This is a genomic window from Pseudonocardia abyssalis, assembly GCF_019263705.2.
Lineage (GTDB): Bacteria > Actinomycetota > Actinomycetes > Mycobacteriales > Pseudonocardiaceae > Pseudonocardia > Pseudonocardia abyssalis.
In genome coordinates this window covers 3,980,642-3,993,770 of the sequence record NZ_JADQDK010000001.1, presented here as the reverse complement: position 1 = coordinate 3,993,770, position 13,129 = coordinate 3,980,642, and the positions used below count along the sequence as shown (strand labels likewise).

Genomic DNA, 13,129 nt, shown 5'->3' with positions numbered 1-13,129 from the left:
GCACCGAATCGGACACGCCCCACGGGAACCCCACACGGTCCTCGTAGAGTTGGGTGAGCAGGGCCTGTTCGCGGGCTCGCACATTGTCAAGACCCTGGAGCGTGTCTCGTGGCCATGCGGCCCCCGGTGGGAGCCCCGACGCTCACTCGTCGCACCCGGATCCTGCTCGCCGTCGCGGGCGTGCTGGTCCTGTTGTTGCTCGGTGGATCGCGGCTGATCAACTTCTACATCGACTGGCTGTGGTTCGGCGAGGTCGGGTTCCGGGGCGTGTTCACCACGATCCTGTTCACCCGCATCGTGCAGTTCCTCGCGGGCGGGCTGCTGATCGGCGGCCTGGTGGCGCTGGCCCTGTGGATCGCCTACCGGTCGCGGCCGGTGTTCGTGCCGCTGTCGGGCCCCGAGGACCCGATCGCCCGCTACCGCACCGTGATCATCCAGCGGCTGCGGCTGTTCGCGATCGGCATCCCCGTCGCGGTCGGCCTCATCGCCGGGCTCGCGGCGCAGGGCGACTGGCAGATCGTGCAGCAGTTCCTCAACTCCACGCCGTTCGGCATCGCCGACCCCGAGTTCGGCCTCGACGTCAGCTTCTACGCGTTCCAGCTGCCGTTCTACCGGCTGCTGCTGAACTGGCTGTTCGTCGGCGTGGCGATCAGCTTCGTGGTCGCGCTCGTCACCCACTACATCTTCGGCGGCATCCGGCTCACCGGCCGCGGCGGCCAGGTCTCCGGCGCCGCGCGCGCCCAGCTCGCCGTCCTCGCGGGCGTGTTCGTGCTGCTCAAGGCCGTCGCCTACTGGCTCGACCGCTACGAGCTGCTGTTCTCCGACCGCAACCCGCTGTTCAACGGTGCCACCTACACCGACCTCAACGCGGTGATGCCGGCCAAGCTGATCCTGCTGTTCATCTCGCTGATCTGCGCGGCCGCGTTCTTCGTCGCGGTGTTCCGCAACAACCTCCAGCTCCCCGCGATCGCCACCGTCCTGCTGGTGCTCTCCAGCGTGCTCGTGGGTGCCGCGTGGCCCGCGATCCTGCAGCAGTTCGTCGTCGCCCCCAACGCGCAGGCGCGGGAGGCGGTGTCGATCGAGCGCAACATCGCCGCCACCCGTGACGCGTACGGCCTCACCGACGCCACGGTCACCGAGGTGCCCTACAGCGGCGAGTCCGAGGCCACCCCGGCCGAGGTGCGGGCCGAGACGGCCACGATCCCGAACATCCGGATCCTGGACCCGGCCCAGCTCACCGACACGTTCACGCAGCTCCAGCAGCGCCGCACGTTCTACGGCTTCCCGGAGACCCTCGACATCGACCGCTACCGCGGCACCGACGGCACGATGCAGGACTACATCGTCGGCCTGCGCGAGCTGCGCACCGCGGGCCTCGCCGGCAACCAGACGGACTGGATCAACCAGCAGCTCGTCTACACCCACGGCAACGGCATCGTCGTCGCCCCGGCGAACCAGGTGAACGCCGCACTCGACGACGCGGGCGGCGAGGGCGGCCTGCCCCGCTTCACCAGCATCGACACCACCAACTCGATGAGCGAGGCCCTGCCGGAGAGCCTGCGGGTCGAGCAGCCGCGCACCTACTACGGCGAGCTGATCCAGGGCTACTCGATCGTCGGCGCCCCGGAGGGTGCCCCGCCGGTCGAGTACGACTCCGACACGCAGCAGTACACCTACGACGGCAAGGGCGGGGTCCCGCTCGACAACATCGTCAACCGGCTCGCCTTCTCCGCCTACTACGGCGAGCGCAACATCCTCTTCAACAACTCGATCAACGAGAACTCGAAGATCATGTACGTGCGCGACCCGGCCGACCGTGTCGAGCTGGTCGCGCCGTGGCTGACGGTCGACGGCGACCCGTACCCCTCCGTCGTCGACGGGCGGATCACCTGGATCGTCGACGGCTACACCAGCCTCGACAACTACCCCTACGCCGAGCGCACGCAGCTCGGTGAGGCCACCGCCGACACGCTCGCCGGTGGGCCGGGGGTGCGCCCGGAGCTCAACCGCGAGGTCAGCTACCTGCGCAACTCGGTGAAGGCCACCGTCGACGCCTACGACGGCACCGTCACGCTCTACGCGTTCGACGAGTCCGACCCGGTCCTGCAGACGTGGATGAAGACCTTCCCCGACACGGTGCAGCCGTCCTCGGCGATCAGCCCGAGCCTGCGCGAGCACGTGCGTTACCCGGAGGACCTGTTCAAGGTCCAGCGCGACCTGCTCACCAGCTACCACGTCGACAACCCCGGCGAGTTCTTCTCGAACGTCTCGTTCTGGGAGGTGCCCTCGGACCCGACCCCGGCCGGTGGCGGGGCGGGCGGGCTCGCGCAGCCGCCGTACTACCTGCTGGCCGGGCAGCCGGGCGGCCAGGCGTCGGGTGACCCGTCGTTCCAGCTCACCAGCGCGCTGGTGTTCCAGAACCGCGACATCCTCTCGGCGTACATGTCGGCGAGCTCCGATCCGGGGACCTACGGCCAGATCACGCTCCTGCAGTTGCCCCCGGACACCCAGGAGCTGGGTCCGCAGCAGGTGCAGAGCCGGTTCGTCGGCACACCGGTGGTGAGCCAGGAGCTCGGCCTGCTCGCCCGCAACGGGCAGAGCTCCGTGATCAACGGCAACCTGCTGACGCTGCCCGTGGCCGGTGGTCTGCTCTACGTGGAGCCGGTCTACATCCAGCGCGCCAACGAGGACTCCAGCTACCCGCAGCTCGCCCGCGTCCTGGTGAGCTACAACGGCCGCGTCGGTTTCGCCCCCGACCTGGCCACGGCACTGGACCAGGTGTTCGGCGCGGGGGCCGCGGCCGATGTGCCGACGACCCCGGGCACCGTCGCACCCGACCCCGGAACCGCGGTGCCGAACACCGGTGCGGGCGCCACCCCGGAGCTCGCGGCGGCCGCCGCGGGGATCCAGACCGCCATCACCAACCTGAAGGCGGCTCAGCAGAGCGGCGACTTCGCAGCCCAGGGCACGGCACTGGCCGCGCTCGACGCCGCGGTGCAGCAGTTCCAGGCCGCCCAGGCGGCGCAGCCGGCCGGCTGAGACGCAGGTCTCGATCACGACCCGACCCCCGCGGACCCACCGGTTCGCGGGGGTCGGGTCGTTCCCGGCCCTCTGACCTGCGGCGGCCGGTGGGTACCCCCCGGTGCGGGGAGGTTTCCGGGAGGTGTACTGTCGTAGACACAACAGAACAACAGCGTCGCGGGGTGGAGCAGCTCGGTAGCTCGCTGGGCTCATAACCCAGAGGTCGTAGGTTCGAATCCTACCCCCGCTACTACGCAGAACGGCCCTCCAGGGATCTCCTGGAGGGCCGTTCTCGTGCGTGCGCTCAGGTGGGGTCGACGTCGCACACCGGGAAGTGGACGGACGAGGCGCACTTCACCCACCACGTCTCGGTGCCGCGTCGCAGTTGGACGGCCCAGCGGTCCTCGAGGGTCCGGTCGGGCGGCATCAGGCGGACGATGCGTGCCCAGAGGAGCTCGCCGTCGGGCCCCAGCGGCATGCGCGTCCACCAGCCCGTGAGCATCGACCCGGGGCCCATGGTCGGCACGGTGCCGGGCAGGTCGCCGCTCACGGCCGCAGCTCGGCGCGCGCTGCGGCGCCGTCGACCAGCGCCCGGAGCCGGGCATCGGTGTCCTGCGGGGTGCCGTGGACGAGCCGTACCCGGTCGCCCGGTTCAGGACCCCGGACGGCACCGGCCACGATCCGGCGGACGCCTCGCCGTTCTCGGTGGCGGTGAGCAGCACGGCGAACCGTCTTCGCCGATGTCCGGTCCCCGCACGTCTGGGGAGGTCGCACGGCTTCTCCTCTCGTGTGTCCGGGACCGGCCGAGCGGGGAGCAGGACCAGGGATGCATCCGCAGCCGGCAGGGACATGCCGAGCCTAGGAGCCCACGGGGCTCGCAACCATCCTCAGATGAGGTGGTCGGTCCGGTGTAACCCGCGAGGCGTCGGCGGCATCTGTGTCCACGAGAGGCCACCCCGGCCGCCGCGAACACCCCCGGAGGATCCGATGTCCGAGTGCTACGACCCCGCCCCGATCGACACCACCACCCCCGCCCAGCCCGACATCGAGGACGGCACCTTCGGCTACGTCGACCTCGACGGCGACGGCTACACCGAGACCACCCAGCTCGACACCAACGGCGACGGCACCCTCGACACCGTCCTGGTCGACGTCGACGGCGACTTCTACGACGACCTCGCCGCGTTCGACAACACCCCCGGCGACGGCACCTTCACCGCCGACGTCATCGCCCTCGGCTTCGACGCCGACGGCCTCGCCGACGTCGTCCTCGACGACACCGACCTCGACGGGATCTTCGAGACCACCACCCCCGGCGCCGACGAGCCGCTGCCGTACGCGAACCCGTACGAGACCTCCGCCGGTGTGGCCCCGCTGGGCCAGATCTTCGCCCCGCAGTCCTGACCCGGCGGCAACGCCCCGGTGCACCGGGCTACGTCAGCACCGTGCACGCCACCTTCCGCAGGATCAGGGCCGTCCCCGACGTGGCGACGGAGGTCGCGGCGCCGATCCGGGCCGAGTACCTCCCGCTGCTCGACGGTGTCGAGGGCGTCATCTCCTGCACGCTAGTCGACCTCGGCGACGACGAGGTGACCAGCATCGGTCGTTCACCACCGCTGCGAGTGCCGAGCAGGCCGACCGCCGGTCGCCGCACCGCTCGACGCCGCGCGGGGAGGTCCTGGCCGACTTCCGGCCGGGGGCCTGACGGCTCACCAGCCTAGCGATCCGCGGATCCGGCCCTCCAGGAGCGTGGCCATCGACGCGGCGTACGTCGCCGTCAGGTGGTTGTCGTCCATGTAGACGAGCACGTTGCCGCGCTCGGCGGGGCACAGGACGTCGTCGCAGACGGCGTCGGCGATGTCGAGGAACGCGACGTTCGACGGCACGTCGGTGCGCGCGGCGTACGGCGGGTCCGGTGCGTAGACCTCCTCCCGCGCCACCCCGCACTCGACGGCGCCGCGTCCGACCTGCTGGATGCAGTCGGCGGGGGAGTAGTCGAAGCGGGGGTTGTCGCGGACGGCGAGGACCGGGATCCCGAGGTCGGCGAGCTGCTGCCAGCGCTGCACGAAGCCGTCCGGCGTCTGTTCGGTGAGCCCGACGCGGACGTCTCGGCTGGCGAGGGTGACGACGGCGTCCGGCTGCAGATCGGCGATCTCCGCGGCCGCGGCCTCGTTCCAGTCGAGGCAGGCCTGCTCGTCGGGGACGACCTCCGAGACCGTGGAGAACGGGCAGGCGCCGAACACCATCGAGATGAGCTGCCAACCGGACCGCTCCGCGATCGGCACGAGCGCGCCGGCGAACTGCTGCACGTGGGAGTCGCCCACCAGGACGATCCGCCGCTGGGGCTCCTCGGCGACGGGCAGGCGGCAGGAGTCCCACGGGAACCGCGACAGCGGCGCGCAGTCCCAGTTCTCCAACCGCACCCAGTCCTCGGTGACGCCGGCGGGTGCCGGCAGCAGGTCGGCGACCGGGACGTCGCCGCCGACGGCACCCGGGTGCAGGTCGCTGCCGACCACTCCGTCGCTGGAGGTCCGCGCGACCGCGACGAGCTGCCAGCTCGCGGTGACCGCCAGCACGACGGCGAGCCCGGCGACGGCCACCCGGAACGGGTCCTTCGGACGCTGCACGATCCACTCGGTGACCACCGACAGGGCCAGCGCCACCGCGATGACGGTGAGGCCCGCGCCGAGGCCGAGCTGCTCCTGGCGCGTCGACACCAGCACCAGCACCAGCAGCGGCCAGTGCCAGAGGTAGAGGGCGTAGCTGAGGTCCCCCAGGCGGCGCAGCGGCGCGCTGGACAGGATCCGGTCGGCGCCCGAGCGGGATCCGGTGTCGCCCGCCAGGAGCACGAGCGCGGCGCAGGTCGTCGGCCAGAGCGCCGCGTAGCCGGGGAACACGGCGTCGACCTGGAGCACCAGCCCACAGGCCACCAGCCCGACGAGCCCGGTCCAGCCCAGCCGCACCCGCAGCCACGCCGAGAGGCGCACGCGGTCGATCGCCAGCGCGAGCAGCCCGCCGAACGCGAACTCCCACAGCCGCGTGACGGTGTGGAAGTAGGCGAAGGGCTGGTCCACCGAGGTGAGCAGGATCGAGAAGCCCAGCGACAGGACGAACACACCGGCGAGCAGGTACGTCAGGTGGCGGCGCGGGGAGGCGCCGGTACTGCGGGCGGCGGCCACCACGGCCAGCATCAGGACGGGCGCGGCCAGCATGACCTGCACCTGGATCGACAGCGACCAGAAGTGCTGCACGACGCTCGCGGAGTTGTTCTGGGCCGCGTAGTCGACGGAGTCGGCCGCCAGCTGCCAGTTCTGCAGGAACAGCGACGACGCCAGCACCTCGCGCACCGCCTGCAGCCACCGCGACTCCGGCAGCACCAGAGCGCTGCCGAGGACCGTGCCCAGCAGGACGATGAGAGCGGCAGGCAGCAGCCGCCCCAGCGTCCGCGCCCACTGCCGCAGCACCGGCACCGCGGTGCGCGTGGTGGAGCGCAGCAACTGGCCGGTGAGCAGGAAGCCCGTGATCACGAAGAAGACGTCGACGCCACCGGAGACCCGGTTGAACCACACGTGGTAGACGACGACGAGAACGACCGCGACCGCACGCAGGCCCTGTAGTTCGGGGCGGAACCGACGCTGCGTCGCGACGGAGGGCCCGGGAGCCGCTGGTGCGGGTCCGGTACTCGTCATGCCGTACGGGGTTCCTTCGCTGCGTCGGGTGAGGGCACCATGATCTCATGCGCATCGACGACGTCCCGCTCACCGGTGAGCCCATCCGCCTGGGCCAGTTCCTCAAGCTCGCCGGGCTGGCCGAGGACGGCGGCCACGCCCGCGAGCTGATCGAGGCGGGCGAGGTCGAGGTCAACGGCCGCCCGGAGAGCCGCCGGGGCGCCCAGCTGCGGGCCGGCGACGTCGTCGCGGTGCACGGGCGCAAGGCCCGGCCGGTGCTCTGACTCACCCGTTCGGCTCGGCGTCGGCCGGATCATGTGCGTCCGGTCCGGGGCTGGTGGCGCTGCCCTGTGGGCGTTGCCGCCCGGGGGCGGCCGCAGCGGCCTCAGTAGCCGACGTAGCTGCCGGCGGAGTTGGTGCGCCCGCCCGCCTCGAGGGTGTCGAGGCCGTAGGTGTCGATCATGTAGCGGATGCCGGCGGTGATGTTCGCGACCGGGTGCGTGATGGGCTGGTCGGCCAGGCTCGGGTGCACGTAGTGCCGGTAGGTCGACGGGATCGTCTGCATGAGGCCCTGCGACGGCGTGCCCGCGCGGGCGTTGGAGTCCCAGTTGTTGATCGCGCGGGGGTTGCCGCCCGACTCCTTCATGATGATGTTGTGGACCGACGGCGCGAGCGACTGCGACAGGTCGAGGATGTCGAGGGCCTCGGCGATCCAGCCGTCGAGACCGCCCTCGGCGATGACGGCGTCGAGCTCGGCGCGCTCGGCGGCGATGCGCTGCTCCTCGGCCTGGCGCTCGGCCAGTTCCTGGGCCATGACGTGGGCCTTGTCGAGGAACGCGAGGTCGGCGATCTCGGCACCGTCGGTGGTCGCGGTGTCGTAGGAGACCGGCGCGAGCATGCCCGTGGCGGCCGAGGGCAGGTCGGCGATGAACGTGGAGTCGGCCGATACGAGAGCGGCGTCGATGGTCTCGGTGGCATCGGCGGCGGTGGCCGAGTCACCGGGGGAGGGGAGCAGTGCGGTGAAGGTGCCGGTGGCGACCGCTCCGACCGCGGCGGCCGAGGCGACCACGGTGTTGCGCAGCGACGGGCCCGTGGGGGCGGGGCGGTCGGCGGCGTGATGCCGCGCGGAGCCGGAGGGGGCGCGACGCGCTCGCGTGCCCTGCGGGGAACGATGTCCAGCCACGAACCAGCCCTTTCAGCGCTCGGGGGAGCGAACCGATCACTGCGGCCGGTCGGGGGTCCGGTTGGGCCGGATGGGGAGTTCCGGCCCAGTGCGTCGTGATCGGTTCGTAACGCTGAGGCAGGACCTTACGAGACGTCGTTACAGCCCCACAAGGTGACACGCTGCCTGTCGTCGCAGCTCGCCTGCCGTTCGTCGTACCCGGGCGGCGGTAGAGGTGTAACGAACGGCCGCGGCGAACGGTCACCGAGCGCGACGAGTGACGCTCCGTGTCGGGAGCAGCAGGCAGGAGTCGCCGAACTCGTGCCACTGGTAGGGCCGCTCGTCGGACGCGGCGTAGGCCCGCCCCACCAGCTCCGCACCGGCGACGGCCTCGAGCAGCAGCAGGTGCGACGCCTCCGGTTCGTGCCACCCGGTGACGAGCCCGTCGACGACGCGGGCGGGGTGGTCCGGGCCGAGCACCAGGTCGGTCCAGCCCTGCGCGGGGTGGACGGTGCCGTCCGGTGCGGCGGCCGTCTCCAGTGCGCGCGTGACCGTCGTGCCGACGGCGACGACCCGCCCGCGGGTGGCGTTCACCGCGGCGGCCGTGGTCTCCGGCACCCGGTACCGCTCCGGCAGTGGCACCTCGTCGGCCTCCGGGGAGGACACGCCGGTGTGCAGCACGATCTCGGCGATGGCGACGCCGCGGGCGCGCAGGGCGTCGAGCACGGCCGGGGTGAACGGGCGGCCCGCGCTCGGCATCTCGGCACTGCCGAGCTCGCCGGGCACCGGCGTCGCGAACACCGTGCGGTACTCGGCGAGCGGCCACTGCTCCCGGACGTAGGAGTAGCGGATCGGGCGGCCCGCGGCGGCGAGGTAGCGCGCCACCCCGCCCTCGACGGGGATCGTCGCCCGCCACAGCCGTCCGGGCGCCGCCCCCGGGACCTCGGCGTGCAGCGTCGCGACGACCCCGGCGGGCAGGGCGACCGGCTCGCCCGCGACGGCATCGGTGACGCGCCGGCCGTCGGGCGTGCGGAGCTCGACCACCAGCCCGCCGCCGCGACCGGGCCCGGAGACGTGCAGCAGCACGGGCCGCCCGTCCGCGCGCCGGCCGGGCAGCGCGGCGGGTTCGGTGTCGGAGGTGTTGACGACGAGGAGGTCACCCGGCTCCAACATGGCCGGGAGGTCGCGGAACCGCCGGTGCCCGATCCGCTCCCCGGCGACCATCAGGCGGACGCCGTCGCGCACCGCGGGGGGTCGGGTGGCGGACGGGCCCGCGGTGAACCGGGTGGTGGGCCGGGCCCGGGTCACGACCTCACCGCCGGCAGGTCGGCGGCGCGGTACCGGCCGCCGGGCGGGCGCTCGTCGAGGAGGCGCAGGAAGGCCGGGACGACGGTGTGCGGCTCGGGCCGGTCGGAGATGTCCTCGCCGGGGAACGCGCGCTGGTGCATCGCGGTGCGCATGTCGCCCGGATCGACCGCGTAGACCCGCACGCCCGGCTCCTCGACGCCGAGCACCGCGGCGAGGTGGTCGAGGGCGGCCTTCGCCGAGCCGTACCCGCCCCAGCCCCCGTAGGCCTCGACGGCGGCGTCCGAGCTGAGCGCGACGATCGTGGGCGCGCCCGCGGCCCGCAGCAGTGGGAGGGCGAGCTGGGTCAGCGCCAGTGCGGCGACGACGGTGGTCTCGTGGACGGCGCGCAGGGCGTCGAGGGGATAGGCGGACAGTGGCGGCAGCGGCGACGGGCCGAGCTCGCCCGCGTTGTGCACGAGCAGGTCGAGCCCGCCGAGGCGCTGCGCGGTGGCGACGAGCCCGGTGCGGTGCGCGGCGTCGGTGACGTCCCCCGGCACGGCGACGACGCCGGGGAGGTCGGCGGTGGCGGCCCGGAGGCGTCCGGCGTCGCGGCCCGTCGCGAGGACGGTGGTGCCGCGTGCGGCGAGGGCGGCGGTGAGGGCGAGGCCGAAGCCCTGGCCGGCCCCGGTGACGATGGCGATGTCGTGGGTCATGCGACTACCGTGCAACCTGAAGTCAGCTTCAGGTCAAGGAGAGTGCATGGACGCGCACGACCTGCTCACGATCGGCGAGGTGGCCGACCGCAGCGGCTTCCCGCCGTCTGCGCTGCGGTTCTACGAGCGGGAGGGACTGCTGCGCACCACGCGCACGTCGGGCGGGCAGCGCCGCTACGAGCGCTCGGTGCTGCGGCGCCTGGCGTTCATCCGCGCGGCCCGGACCATCGGCGTCGGGCTCGACGAGGTGCGCGAGGGTCTCGACCGGCTGCCGAACGGTCGGACGCCCACGAAGGCCGACTGGTCGCGGCTGTCGAAGGCCTGGCGCGGGCGGCTCGACGAGCAGATCGACGCGCTCGTGGCCCTGCGCGACGGCCTGGACTCCTGCATCGGCTGCGGGTGTCTGTCGCTGGCCCGGTGCCGGCTCTACAACCCCGGCGACCGGGCCGCCGAGGCGGGCTCCGGCGCCCGCCTGCTTCCCCCGCTGCTACGCCGCACGCCGGCCCAGGGCGTCTGACCGGGCCCGCTCCGGATGGCGGTGAAGCCACTGTGCCGCCGTCTCGTGGCGGCACAGTGGCTCTACTGCAGTTCGGGTCGGGCTACTTCGTGCCGCAGGCCGGCAGGGCCTCGGGGCGCTCGCTGATCCAGTCGGCCACGTCCTGGGTGATCTCGGGGCCGTTGCGGTGGAACTCCACCCCGTGCCCGATGCCCGGGTAGCTGTTGAACGTGACGTCGTCGCTGCTCAGGAACGTCGCCTCGTCGATCGGGGCGCCGGCGGCGTTGAAGATCTCGTCGGCCTCGGCGATGAGGGTGAGGACCGGGACGTCGATGAGCGGCGCGACGGCGCGCGAGGGCTGCGGACCGATGGAGAGGATCTCGCCGGCCGGGGTCTCGTTCACCAGCGGGTGCAGGGCCCTGACGAGCTCCGGGTCGGCCAGGTCGGTGAACAGGAAGCTGTCGCGGGTCTCGTGGTCACCGAAGAAGAAGGGGTAGTCGTCGGTGAGCGTCCGCGGCACCTCCTGCGTCGCGATCTGGGCGGTGAACCGCTCGGTGGCGAGGTGGGTGAAGCCGGACAGGATCAGGGCGTCGACGTCCTGGTAGAGCCCGGCCTGGAGCTCGGACTCCTCGCTGCCCGCGGAGTGCCCGATCAGGCCGACGTGCTCGTAGCCGTCGGCGCGCAGCTGCTGGGTGACCTGGTGGCTGGCGTCGGCCAGCGCCTCGACCGTGACCGTGTAGCCGTTGGGCCGGTCCGACGCGCGGTAGGGGTGGTCGGGCTGGCCGTAACCGAGCTTGTTGAGCGCGAGGAAGGAGACCCCCGACTCCTTGACGATCTTCCGGGCGATCGAGTAGCGGTCCTGTTCGAAGGGGATGTCCCAGTACCAGGCGCCGGTCGTCAGTGCGTGGTTCGCCTGCACGACCGACGTCCGGCAGCCCTCCTGGCCCGCGGGCTCGTAGAGGAAGCCGCGCAGGGTGTACGACGAGCCGGGCTCGAGCTGGTTGGAGACCTCGAAGTCGATCGGGGTGACGGTGACGTCCTCGTCGGACTCGGGGGCGCTGTAGTCGGAGAGCTGGGGGTCACCGGGCAGCGCGTCCTCGGGGAGGGCGGACGCGGAGCCGGCGAAGACCGCGAGGGGGATCGCGGTGGCGCAGACGGTGAAGGCGGCGGCCATGAGGCGCAACCGTTGACGGGAGAGCGGCACGTTGTACTCCGAACGGACGCTGGGGAGCGTGGACGGCCGGACCATATGGAGTAACGAATGCGCCTCAAAGTCGACACAGTGTCCGGACTGTTAATGAAGTCTCACGCATTCGGCCTAGTGGCCGTGAGTCAGCCGAGCCTGCCGCAGCGCCGAACGCCGGATCTTGCCGGTGTCCTCCCGCAACGGCCCGTCGACGCGCTCCCACGTGCGCGGGATCTTCGTGCTGGTCAACCGCGCGGCCACGTGGGCGCGGAGGTCCCCGTCGGACACCTCGGCGGCGAGCTCCACGATCGCGTGCACGCGGGCCCCGAGGTCGTCGTCGGGCAGCCCGATCACGCAGCAGGACAACACGTGTGGGTGATCGGCCAGCGCCGCCTCCACCTCGGCCGGGTAGACGTTGGACCCGCCGACGAGGATGAGGTCGCTGCGGCGGTCGGCGAGGAACAGGTAGCCGTCGGCGTCCATGTGCCCGAGGTCGCCGATCGACTCCCACCCGTCGACGAACCGCGACTCGGCCCCCAGGTAGTGGTAGGTCGTGGTGTCCGGCGGCGGGCGCATCCACACCTCGCCGACCTCGCCGACCGGCAGCGGGGTTCCGTCGGCGTCGGCGATGCGCATCTCGCCGGACACCGGTCGGCCCACCGATCCGGGGTGCTCCAGCCACTCGACGCCGTCGATCATGCAGACGGCGAGCGACTCGGTGCCCGCGTACAGCTCCACGACCTTCTCCGGCCCGATCCACTCGATCCAGGCCCGCTTGACCGGCTCCGGGCACGGCGCGCCGACGTGCAGCAGCGTTCGCACGCTCGACAGGTCGGCCGCAGCCCGGACGTCGTCGGGGAGGCGCAGGATGCGGCCCATCAACGTCGGCACCGCGTAGAACCAGTGCACGCGGTGGCGGGTGACGGCGTCGAGGACGTGTGCGCCGTCGAACCGGTCGAGCACCAGCAGCGGACAGCCACGCAGCAGCGCGATCAGCGAGAACATGAACGGCGCGTTGTGGTACAGCGGCGCCGTGACGGCGAAGACGTCACCGGGCCCGCCGATCCGCAGGCGCTCCGCGCGCGCGGTCACCTCGTCCGTCCATCCCGCGGCCCCCGCAACGATGATCTTGGGACGCCCGGTGCTGCCACCCGACGTGGGAGCCTTCCAGCTCGGGGGCAGCGCCGGCGGGAGCGGGTCGGGCGACAGCGACGGGTCGGGGGTCCAGGTCGACGGCAGCCACGGGCGGTCGGCCGCCTCCAGCCCGACGACGATCGGCGGGTCCGCGATCTCCACCAGCGCCGCCAGCTCGGCGGCGGGCAGCTTCGCCGACACCGGCTGCGGCACCGCGCCCAGCTTCCAGGCCCCGAGCACCGCCGCATAGAAGGCGGCCCCGTTGCCCAGCCCGATCGTCACGAGATCGTCCTGGCGGACGCCCGAGGCGGCGAACTCCCGCGCGGCCCGGGTCGACGCCGCGGCCAGTTCGACCCGCGTGACCGGACCGTCGGGCGCGTACAGCGCGACGGCGTCCGGATCGTGCTCGGCGAGGCGGTCGAAACCGGTGCCCACCGGAATGTGGTCGTCCACGGTCCCCCC

At 72.5% G+C, this 13,129-nt stretch carries 12 protein-coding genes and 1 tRNA gene; 5 read left to right on the top strand and 8 right to left on the bottom strand.

Annotation, left to right across the window (positions count from 1 at the left end; genetic code table 11):
* Nucleotides 1-114 precede the first annotated feature (114 nt).
* Complete coding sequence (locus tag I4I81_RS19275) at nt 115-3,039, top strand: UPF0182 family protein (RefSeq protein WP_218601857.1); 2,925 nt, start codon at nt 115-117, stop codon at nt 3,037-3,039.
* Between the two features lie 158 nt (nt 3,040-3,197).
* Nucleotides 3,198-3,271 (top strand) — tRNA-Met (locus tag I4I81_RS19270).
* Between the two features lie 54 nt (nt 3,272-3,325).
* On the opposite strand, the gene I4I81_RS19265 is transcribed toward I4I81_RS19270, so the two are convergent.
* A complete protein-coding gene (locus I4I81_RS19265) occupies nt 3,326-3,571 on the bottom strand; it encodes a hypothetical protein (protein ID WP_218601837.1) in 246 nt (81 codons plus the stop codon).
* Nucleotides 3,572-4,008: 437 nt separating this feature from the next.
* On the opposite strand from I4I81_RS19265, the gene I4I81_RS19260 reads away from it, so the two are divergent.
* Complete coding sequence (locus tag I4I81_RS19260) at nt 4,009-4,425, top strand: hypothetical protein (RefSeq protein ID WP_218616237.1); 417 nt, start codon at nt 4,009-4,011, stop codon at nt 4,423-4,425.
* A 28-nt stretch (nt 4,426-4,453) separates the two neighbouring features.
* Here I4I81_RS19260 and I4I81_RS31215 read toward each other — a convergent pair whose 3' ends face one another.
* Both I4I81_RS31215 and I4I81_RS19255 read right to left on the bottom strand, forming a co-directional pair.
* A complete protein-coding gene (locus I4I81_RS31215) occupies nt 4,454-4,576 on the bottom strand; it encodes a hypothetical protein (protein WP_267460838.1) in 123 nt (40 codons plus the stop codon).
* 154 nt (nt 4,577-4,730) lie between these two features.
* Nucleotides 4,731-6,710: an acyltransferase family protein gene (locus I4I81_RS19255; protein WP_218604004.1), complete on the bottom strand. Its 1,980-nt coding sequence runs from the start codon at nt 6,708-6,710 to the stop codon at nt 4,731-4,733.
* 47 nt (nt 6,711-6,757) lie between these two features.
* Between I4I81_RS19255 and I4I81_RS19250 the strand changes: the two genes are divergently transcribed.
* The gene (locus tag I4I81_RS19250) at nt 6,758-6,973 is read left to right on the top strand and encodes an RNA-binding S4 domain-containing protein (protein ID WP_218604003.1); all 216 of its coding nucleotides are present in this window, start codon (nt 6,758-6,760) and stop codon (nt 6,971-6,973) included.
* Nucleotides 6,974-7,074: 101 nt separating this feature from the next.
* Here I4I81_RS19250 and I4I81_RS31210 read toward each other — a convergent pair whose 3' ends face one another.
* The 3 genes from I4I81_RS31210 to I4I81_RS19235 all read right to left on the bottom strand — a co-directional run bounded on the left by I4I81_RS31210 (nt 7,075) and on the right by I4I81_RS19235 (nt 9,851).
* Nucleotides 7,075-7,872 (bottom strand): transglycosylase SLT domain-containing protein, encoded by a 798-nt coding sequence (locus tag I4I81_RS31210; protein WP_267461528.1) that lies wholly within the window; start codon nt 7,870-7,872, stop codon nt 7,075-7,077.
* Between the two features lie 240 nt (nt 7,873-8,112).
* Nucleotides 8,113-9,159, bottom strand: a complete 1,047-nt coding sequence (locus I4I81_RS19240; protein ID WP_226363458.1) for an S-adenosylmethionine:tRNA ribosyltransferase-isomerase — start codon at nt 9,157-9,159, stop codon at nt 8,113-8,115.
* On the bottom strand, nt 9,156-9,851 hold the full coding sequence (locus I4I81_RS19235) for an SDR family NAD(P)-dependent oxidoreductase (RefSeq protein WP_218604002.1): 696 nt from the start codon (nt 9,849-9,851) through the stop codon (nt 9,156-9,158). Before I4I81_RS19235 ends, I4I81_RS19240 begins: the two co-directional genes overlap by 4 nt.
* 46 nt (nt 9,852-9,897) lie before the next feature.
* Between I4I81_RS19235 and soxR the strand changes: the two genes are divergently transcribed.
* Nucleotides 9,898-10,368: a redox-sensitive transcriptional activator SoxR gene (gene soxR / locus I4I81_RS19230; protein ID WP_218604001.1), complete on the top strand. Its 471-nt coding sequence runs from the start codon at nt 9,898-9,900 to the stop codon at nt 10,366-10,368.
* 82 nt (nt 10,369-10,450) lie between these two features.
* On the opposite strand, the gene I4I81_RS19225 is transcribed toward soxR, so the two are convergent.
* Complete coding sequence (locus I4I81_RS19225) at nt 10,451-11,521, bottom strand: alpha/beta hydrolase (RefSeq protein WP_218604000.1); 1,071 nt, start codon at nt 11,519-11,521, stop codon at nt 10,451-10,453.
* Nucleotides 11,522-11,665: 144 nt separating this feature from the next.
* Nucleotides 11,666-13,120 (bottom strand): AMP-binding protein, encoded by a 1,455-nt coding sequence (locus I4I81_RS19220; RefSeq protein ID WP_218603999.1) that lies wholly within the window; start codon nt 13,118-13,120, stop codon nt 11,666-11,668.
* Between the last annotated feature and the right edge of the window lie 9 nt (nt 13,121-13,129).

Bases quoted from the DNA above. Each gene is read 5' to 3' on its own strand.
- I4I81_RS19275 (WP_218601857.1), top strand. From the start codon at position 115: ATGCGGCCCCCGGTGGGAGCCCCGACGCTCACTCGTCGCACCCGGATC.
- I4I81_RS19260 (WP_218616237.1), top strand. From the start codon at position 4,009: ATGTCCGAGTGCTACGACCCCGCCCCGATCGACACCACCACCCCCGCC.
- I4I81_RS31215 (WP_267460838.1), bottom strand. From the start codon at position 4,576: ATGACGCCCTCGACACCGTCGAGCAGCGGGAGGTACTCGGCCCGGATC.
- I4I81_RS19255 (WP_218604004.1), bottom strand. From the start codon at position 6,710: ATGACGAGTACCGGACCCGCACCAGCGGCTCCCGGGCCCTCCGTCGCG.
- I4I81_RS19250 (WP_218604003.1), top strand. From the start codon at position 6,758: ATGCGCATCGACGACGTCCCGCTCACCGGTGAGCCCATCCGCCTGGGC.
- I4I81_RS19235 (WP_218604002.1), bottom strand. From the start codon at position 9,851: ATGACCCACGACATCGCCATCGTCACCGGGGCCGGCCAGGGCTTCGGC.
- soxR (WP_218604001.1), top strand. From the start codon at position 9,898: ATGGACGCGCACGACCTGCTCACGATCGGCGAGGTGGCCGACCGCAGC.
- I4I81_RS19225 (WP_218604000.1), bottom strand. From the start codon at position 11,521: ATGGCCGCCGCCTTCACCGTCTGCGCCACCGCGATCCCCCTCGCGGTC.